Source organism: Brevibacillus sp. SKDU10, from assembly GCF_001645205.1.
GTDB classification, from domain to species: domain Bacteria; phylum Bacillota; class Bacilli; order Brevibacillales; family Brevibacillaceae; genus Brevibacillus_B; species Brevibacillus_B halotolerans.
Genome location: NZ_LSSO01000113.1, coordinates 138,089 through 144,456, shown reverse-complemented (window position 1 = coordinate 144,456; position 6,368 = coordinate 138,089). Strand labels below are relative to the sequence as shown.

Genomic DNA, 6,368 nt, shown 5'->3' with positions numbered 1-6,368 from the left:
CCGCCGTAGTAACCTCCCCCTCCTCCAGAACCTCCGTCGATAGGGTAGGAGGTACTTGTTCCGTAATTACCAGTACCTCCTTGACCGAGACCTGCGGGTGGCTTACCTTCTCCCCCATTTTTCCCACTAGCCCCGCCTTCTGTTTGTGTACCTCCCTTAGCGTCATTATAGATTTCGCCTCCGTACGCATCTCCTCCAACGACACCTCCACCTGCTCCACCCCGACGCCCTCCAGACAATCCACCTCCTCCGCCACCTGCAACAATGATTCTATCAAGTAGCGTAGTACCTCCTTGTCTTATATCGGTAGCACCCCCGCCGCCTCTCCCAGCTTGCCCATTAAGGGAATTAGCTCCGCCGTCCCCACCGCCGTTATATCCGCCATATACTCCTGTCGGTTTACTTCCAACATAAATATTTAATAGCATCCCTGCTGTAACAGCGACTGCTCCTCTTGAATACCCACCAAGTCCACCACCTGCTCCACCGCCTTGCGCCCCCCAACATTCCAATTGAAGTTTGGTTGTATTTGGAGGCACTGTAAACATTTCGGGCTTACCCGTATACTCAAACGTGTAAGTAGTTCGACCTTGCGTATCCTTACCGATTTTCCCTTTCGTCAACTCTCCGTTAAAATCCGTCTGGTTCCCTTTATCATCGCGAACAGATACTGTAAACGGTGTTGATCCAGCCGTAATATCAGCGTTTTTAAACGTATAGCTAACAGGTTGATTCTTAGCTATCGTAGTCCAAGCCTGTTTGACCACGTTGTTTAGTTTAACTTGGTATTGCAACGTATCGTCTGGATCGGCGTCATTTGCAGTGATAGATACGGTGAAATCGTTGGTGCCGATGTTGATGCGTTGGTTCTCGGTTAAGGGCTGGTTGTCGGATGGAGACGTGAGTGCTAGAGTAGGCGCTTGATTTAAAACTTCGAGTACAGGGCGCCAACCACGCCAGTCATCTCTACTATAACTAAAGCCATTACTCCAAAATCTAGCCGAACGCTCACCGCGACAAGCCTTTCCGCCTACAGAAGCGTCTTCTTGCCCCCATGAGTAAATAGCCATCCAATTCCAAAATATGTTGTGAGGGCTGTATCTGTCTGTACTGCCTAATGGTAAATCATCAATATCGGATTCTACAGGTGACGGAATTCCACTTATTGCATCCTCATTAGTAATAAACCGATCCCATTCATTATCTTTTGGTAATCCTCCTTCTCTGGGATGTCCACGGTAGTTAGACCCAACAGTTAATACCCTTAGCTTAAACTGCCGGCCATCAATTGTTATCGTCTTTCCAAATATACGATTATCACTATTGAGATCGTCCCATGTGATAGCGGTAAGAATTACTCTATCACAGATAAGTAACGTCTTACTTCCATCTATGATCTTGTGCCAATGTAATTGATTATCAAGATTAGCATCAGAATCACCGATATTCCAATTCGAAATAACTGAGTCTGTTCTAAAATCAGCAATATTACCGTTACCAGCCCCCTTGTACGGTTCACCGTACTGCCAAGGTCGTATCGGTCTGGGGATTACAGTCGTTTTATTTCGCAGTGTCCCCAGATAAACAGAACCACCATAAGTTGCCATCTACACCACCAGCCTTTTATTAGCCTCGTCATACCATCCCTCTGTCAGTGTAATGTCGTCCAATGTTGCAAAGTTCTCAAAGAACACATTGTCCGTGAAGTTGTTAAACACCGCATCTTTTATCGTCTTCACATCAATCTGCAAAGCCGAAATAGCCACTGTATGCTGTTCCAGAATCTTGTGCGCATCAGCTATTCCTTTTTCCCATCTGTTGACGTCGCCCTCCGTAATATCATCTTCGAACTCCCAATCAAGCCGTGCGTTATACGACATCAACGCGCCCCCTCTCGAATAGCAAAATTGAATCGAAATTCCAAACGCTGCCCATCGCTAACCGGAACGTCCGCCTGCCTCTCCGCAATCAGCCCGCCCGATTCATCGTACAGTCTTAATGAAGAAACTCGCGTAATCCCCTTGACTGATTCCGTACGTACAGTCACCGCTGCCCCATTCCGGCTAATGCTCCGAATAGGTACCGTTTGATTATTAAGAACAATAGAAGTCGCGCGAGTAGCGATATCCTCCGCAATCCTTTCGAGATATCTTCCGTCCATCTATAACGTCACCTCCCGCTGCTCCTTACCGATCGTATCCCCGACACGCAGTTCGCCAATCGTCCGATATCGCCGTAGATTTACCGTTACCTTATCGACCACTTCGATTACTTCCCGTGGCATGGGCGCGAGTACCACATCGACATGAGCCGGCGCCATTTCACGGAGGGCAACGTAAGCATCGTATAGATTCGGTGGGATATCGCCGCCAATTACGATAATGACCGTATACTTACGTGGTTCCTCCTCGGCCGTGGCGTCGGGGAAGAACGCATCGGCAATTGATTCGAGTACGGCTAATGTAACCGTCCCCGTACCACGTAACTTAGACTTGATAACGGAACGTCGCTGTTCGATCGGTTTGGTCAGATCAGTGGGCACTCCGACAACGGCTTCCCATCGAGCAAGCCCCCACGTTGCCGTATCCAAGAAGAATTGATCGGTTATGTCCCGAATCCCCTCGTGCAATAACGCAAACTCTTCTGACTCTCGCTCAATTATGTTCTTTATGTGTCGCGATTCTCCGTAGTGGATCGTTGGTAATGAGTCGAGCATCCGGCGCTTAATTACGTCATTCACTGAGTGTCACCGTCCCTAGTACCGCGATTGAATCGGTGCCTATCGTTATATTCTCCTCCGTACCATTGACGGTCAGATCGGCATAGTCAAGTACCGAAGCCGCACCTCCAATCACGCCGGCAACCCGTGTAAAACGTACAACTGAGTCAACTAGCGCGAGCTTACCGAGATAATCCGTCAGTGCTTTCGTCACTTCTTCGCGGGCCTCTTCGATGGTATGGCCGTTCACTAACGTTATCTTTGCGGCTACATTGATCGGTATTTCGGCTACACCAACGACCGTCACTTCCGCACATGCAGGTCGCTCCTTTTCGATGTAAGTCGCTACCTTGTCGATTAGCTCTTGGGAGGGTGCCCGCTTCCGATCGTCAAGCAAGACGACTTTTACCGTCCCCGGCCCGTCCCACACCTCGTATACTCGCGCATCAGAGATACCAACGACATCAAGCGCCCATTTCCGGTAATGATGACGATTGCCCGACGTAATAGGCTTTCGGACGCGATCGAGGTACCGTTCAAGTAAGGCATCGTCTGATTCTTCGTCAATACCGCCCTCGAAAGGTAGCTCATTCGTTACGCCGGTTATCCCTGTGATATTGCCCTGCGTTAGCTTGATTTCGCCAGCACCGACGTTACCCGACTTGCCGCCCTCAATAGCTTTCGCGGCTAACGTTACTGTACCGTTTAAAATGACGCCAGACTCCGTGACTTCGAAATAAATCGGCTCGTCACCGTCCGTAGACACTTCGGCACCTACGGGGATTTCCGTATTCTCATAGCCGTAAATAGTAACGGTACCTTTCGCCTTTTCGGAGGGCTTTCGGTAGACGCCTAATTCGGCACATCTACGTGTCAGCCATTCGTTGTAAGACGACAAGGTACCGTCAGTTTTTATCGCGAATCCTTTATCGTACACCGCGTCTAGCTCTAGCCACAACGCCTCTAGCTCGGGCGACACGGGAGCCGTCGCATCATACAAGATCGCCCCGGGCCGCTTGTCTACGTCCGGCCGAGACCTTTCGAGTATCCGTTCAAGGATCGTCTCACGCGTTTGTTGTTCGTACAATGTCACACCACCTCCTCTAAGACATCTAACGTCATCCCATCCGTCGTATCAACGTAAAAAGAGACGGTCAATTTGTCCGCCTCTCGTTCTATCTCAAAGTCGTATACATCGTCTATTCGATCGTCATAAATCAATGCCTCAGTTATGACACGAGGTATCTCCGACCGTAAAAGCTCTATCGGCAAATCTTGCCCGATTAAGTCTATGAGTTCACAACCGTACTCGCCGTCGTAGTAGATTGGAAACCTGAACCGCGCCGTCATAATAACCTTGCTGATAAATTGACGGACAGCCGCTTCGCCGTCAATCATGCCACCAATATCGCCAGTATTGAAGTCCAGCGAATAAGTTAACGTTGGATGGACTTCCGGTTCCGATTGGATCACTCGATCCTCTAGCCGTTGCAACGGACTAAGCGCCATTATAGATCACCGCCCGATCCTGTATGACATACGTTTGGCCCTCGTCAATAGACTGGATGATGACGCGATCGCCCGCTTTCAATTCGTCGGTAAACTCGATCTCGCCCTCGATAATCAACTCCGTGATATCGTGCACATGGGGCGTATAGCCTGCTCTTGTCATAACTTCGCGCACTGTCTCGCTGGTTAGCGTAACCTTCCGTTTATGTCGCGTCAGATGCTCCGCAACGATCAGGTCTTCCGCTAACAGTTCGAGCTTTTCATCGTTATCGACTGTAACTCGTATAGCTGGCGGAGGAGCAACGACAGTACCAAGCTCGATATCCACATCCTTGTTGTATCCGATCTGTTGAATGAGTTGTCGAAACTGGCTCGGGCCTCCGCCTTCCAGCCGACTAGGCTCTTGGAGTCTTTTTGAGGATTTCGTCGACAACAGATTTCCGCCCCTTTCGTTTCTTTCTTTTCTTCTTCGGCTTGTCTTCCGGTGGTGGATCGTATTTCAACGTTGGAAGATCGTCCGTCGCACTTAACGTAAGTGACATCGTATGCTTGCCGCTTTCAAACGTGTGACTATCGGTCGAAACGTAATAGCCCCCGATTATCTCCGTCATTGACTCTTGTACGTAGACGCCTACCCCCGCGTACACTGTGTCAATCCCTAGCGCGTTGACGGTTGCCTCATCGTGTATGGTTCCGAGGTCTTTTAGGAGCTGTTTCGCCAACTGCTCGATTTGGGATCGGGTTTTATCCGAGTCAGCACTTTCGAGGTGTTGCATGATGCCGAACCGTTTTATGAGTGCGTCGTTTTTAACTACAGCCACCAACGGCTTTTTCTTGTCGTCCCCACCTGTCACCTTGACCTGCGTTCGTAGTTCTTCGATCGACTGCGAGTATGACGCGTCCAGTATATTAACGCCGTTTTCGAGTACCCACCGGACAGGCTGTTCTTTTCGGGACAATAGATTAAACTTGCCTTCCTTCGAGCAAATAAAAAAGCGCCGTCCGGTTTGCTTCTGCGTAACCGTTAGCGCTGTTATCATCATGTCCCATATGGATTTATTACGCAGTACGAGCTTTGGTATTACGTAGCCCGTATCGTCAATTTTGCCGACTGCAATTCCGAACTGTTTGCATAGTTTCTGCGCAATGGCACTCGCCTTCATTCCACGGAATATCTGCGTGTCCTGATTCTTCGCAAGATAGATATTATCGTCGTATGCCGTAACGCTCATGATCCCGCGATCATTGATATTGTGTTTAAATGTTAGGCCCCGGAATAGTTCACGTCCATTACTGTAGAGACGTAGCTCCTTGCCGAGTTCTACGGGGACAGCTTTCTTACGGCCGTCCACCGTATTGACGAATGATACCTCTAAGGTGCGGGCCGGCTGTGTAATATCGCCGGACCACGTAGCACTTTGAACAACCATAGGCGCACCATCATAATGTACTTCCCACGTCATACTAACACCAACTTCTGACCCGGCTTTATTTTGTTTGGATCGGGACCGACAATGACTTTGTTCTTGGCGTAGATATCCCGTGTTTTAAGTCCGTATCTAGCCGCGATCACAGATAGGCAATCGCCTTTCTTTACGACATATGGCCTCGGAATCTCTTTCTTACCGCCCCTTGCGGCAGCCTTTTTCACTTTTGCCGTCGTTGCTGTACCGTTGCCTTTCTTCGCGCCCATGTCGACTTGACGGATGCTTACGAACTTGTACTCTTTGAGGTCGAGATCGTAGTAGATGTCGCCGGGAGCCCCATGTTTTTCGGGCACGATATCGAACTTGCGTATGGTGACCGCATAGTTAATCGGGGTTCCCGTAATCGTCAGGCGGCACGGCTTCCGGGAGTCGCGCCACCTCTCTAGCATCTCTTTTGCTGACCACGGATCGGGAAAGCCTTCGTACTCGCAATAGGACGGATGGTAGTCGCGAGGAAAGAACGATGAAAACGAAAAATCTCGCAACTTGGGGTCCCCGATAACGGTAAATTCACCTAAGTGCGAGACTTCAACGTCCTGATAGCCGAAATCGCTCGATATTTTAATAGACTCCGGATTAACCGGAAGTTGCAGGCGTTCCGCCCCGTTATTGTAAGAGAGCCAGAATTGAATACCGTTTGTAATCGTCATCAC

General features: G+C 49.5%; 9 protein-coding genes and 1 pseudogene. All 10 read right to left on the bottom strand.

The features are described from left to right. Nucleotides 1–1,607: glycine-rich protein (locus tag AYJ08_RS07255; protein WP_231929040.1), on the bottom strand; the 1,607-nt coding region annotated here is incomplete at its 3' end. Beyond that, nucleotides 1,608–1,880 carry a hypothetical protein gene (locus AYJ08_RS07250; RefSeq protein WP_064017159.1) on the bottom strand — a complete coding sequence of 91 codons (273 nt, stop codon included), beginning with the start codon at nt 1,878–1,880 and terminating at the stop codon, nt 1,608–1,610. Continuing rightward, on the bottom strand, nt 1,880–2,161 hold the full coding sequence (locus AYJ08_RS07245; RefSeq protein WP_064017158.1) for a hypothetical protein: 282 nt from the start codon (nt 2,159–2,161) through the stop codon (nt 1,880–1,882). Before AYJ08_RS07245 ends, AYJ08_RS07250 begins: the two co-directional genes overlap by 1 nt. Further along, nucleotides 2,162–2,284 carry a hypothetical protein gene (locus tag AYJ08_RS24735; protein ID WP_255365454.1) on the bottom strand — a complete coding sequence of 41 codons (123 nt, stop codon included), beginning with the start codon at nt 2,282–2,284 and terminating at the stop codon, nt 2,162–2,164. 63 nt (nt 2,285–2,347) lie between these two features. Then, nucleotides 2,348–2,716: pseudogene (locus AYJ08_RS24895) on the bottom strand (putative phage tail protein); the annotation flags it as partial. A 16-nt stretch (nt 2,717–2,732) separates the two neighbouring features. Beyond that, complete coding sequence (locus AYJ08_RS07235; protein WP_231929039.1) at nt 2,733–3,812, bottom strand: baseplate J/gp47 family protein; 1,080 nt, start codon at nt 3,810–3,812, stop codon at nt 2,733–2,735. Then, complete coding sequence (locus AYJ08_RS07230) at nt 3,809–4,228, bottom strand: DUF2634 domain-containing protein (protein ID WP_064017155.1); 420 nt, start codon at nt 4,226–4,228, stop codon at nt 3,809–3,811. Before AYJ08_RS07230 ends, AYJ08_RS07235 begins: the two co-directional genes overlap by 4 nt. Continuing rightward, nucleotides 4,218–4,661 (bottom strand): DUF2577 domain-containing protein, encoded by a 444-nt coding sequence (locus AYJ08_RS07225; protein WP_064017154.1) that lies wholly within the window; start codon nt 4,659–4,661, stop codon nt 4,218–4,220. Before AYJ08_RS07225 ends, AYJ08_RS07230 begins: the two co-directional genes overlap by 11 nt. Next, nucleotides 4,624–5,691 carry an XkdQ/YqbQ family protein gene (locus AYJ08_RS07220; protein ID WP_064017153.1) on the bottom strand — a complete coding sequence of 356 codons (1,068 nt, stop codon included), beginning with the start codon at nt 5,689–5,691 and terminating at the stop codon, nt 4,624–4,626. Before AYJ08_RS07220 ends, AYJ08_RS07225 begins: the two co-directional genes overlap by 38 nt. Then, nucleotides 5,688–6,365 (bottom strand): LysM peptidoglycan-binding domain-containing protein, encoded by a 678-nt coding sequence (locus AYJ08_RS07215; RefSeq protein ID WP_231929045.1) that lies wholly within the window; start codon nt 6,363–6,365, stop codon nt 5,688–5,690. Before AYJ08_RS07215 ends, AYJ08_RS07220 begins: the two co-directional genes overlap by 4 nt. Nucleotides 6,366–6,368: the final 3 nt, after the last annotated feature.

What these genes read in the sequence shown, in the direction of transcription:
- AYJ08_RS07250 (WP_064017159.1), bottom strand. Translation starts at nt 1,880, where the DNA reads ATGTCGTATAACGCACGGCTTGATTGGGAGTTCGAAGATGATATTACG.
- AYJ08_RS07245 (WP_064017158.1), bottom strand. Translation starts at nt 2,161, where the DNA reads ATGGACGGAAGATATCTCGAAAGGATTGCGGAGGATATCGCTACTCGC.
- AYJ08_RS24735 (WP_255365454.1), bottom strand. Translation starts at nt 2,284, where the DNA reads ATGCCACGGGAAGTAATCGAAGTGGTCGATAAGGTAACGGTAAATCTA.
- AYJ08_RS07230 (WP_064017155.1), bottom strand. Translation starts at nt 4,228, where the DNA reads ATGGCGCTTAGTCCGTTGCAACGGCTAGAGGATCGAGTGATCCAATCG.
- AYJ08_RS07220 (WP_064017153.1), bottom strand. Translation starts at nt 5,691, where the DNA reads ATGACGTGGGAAGTACATTATGATGGTGCGCCTATGGTTGTTCAAAGT.
- AYJ08_RS07215 (WP_231929045.1), bottom strand. Translation starts at nt 6,365, where the DNA reads ATGACGATTACAAACGGTATTCAATTCTGGCTCTCTTACAATAACGGG.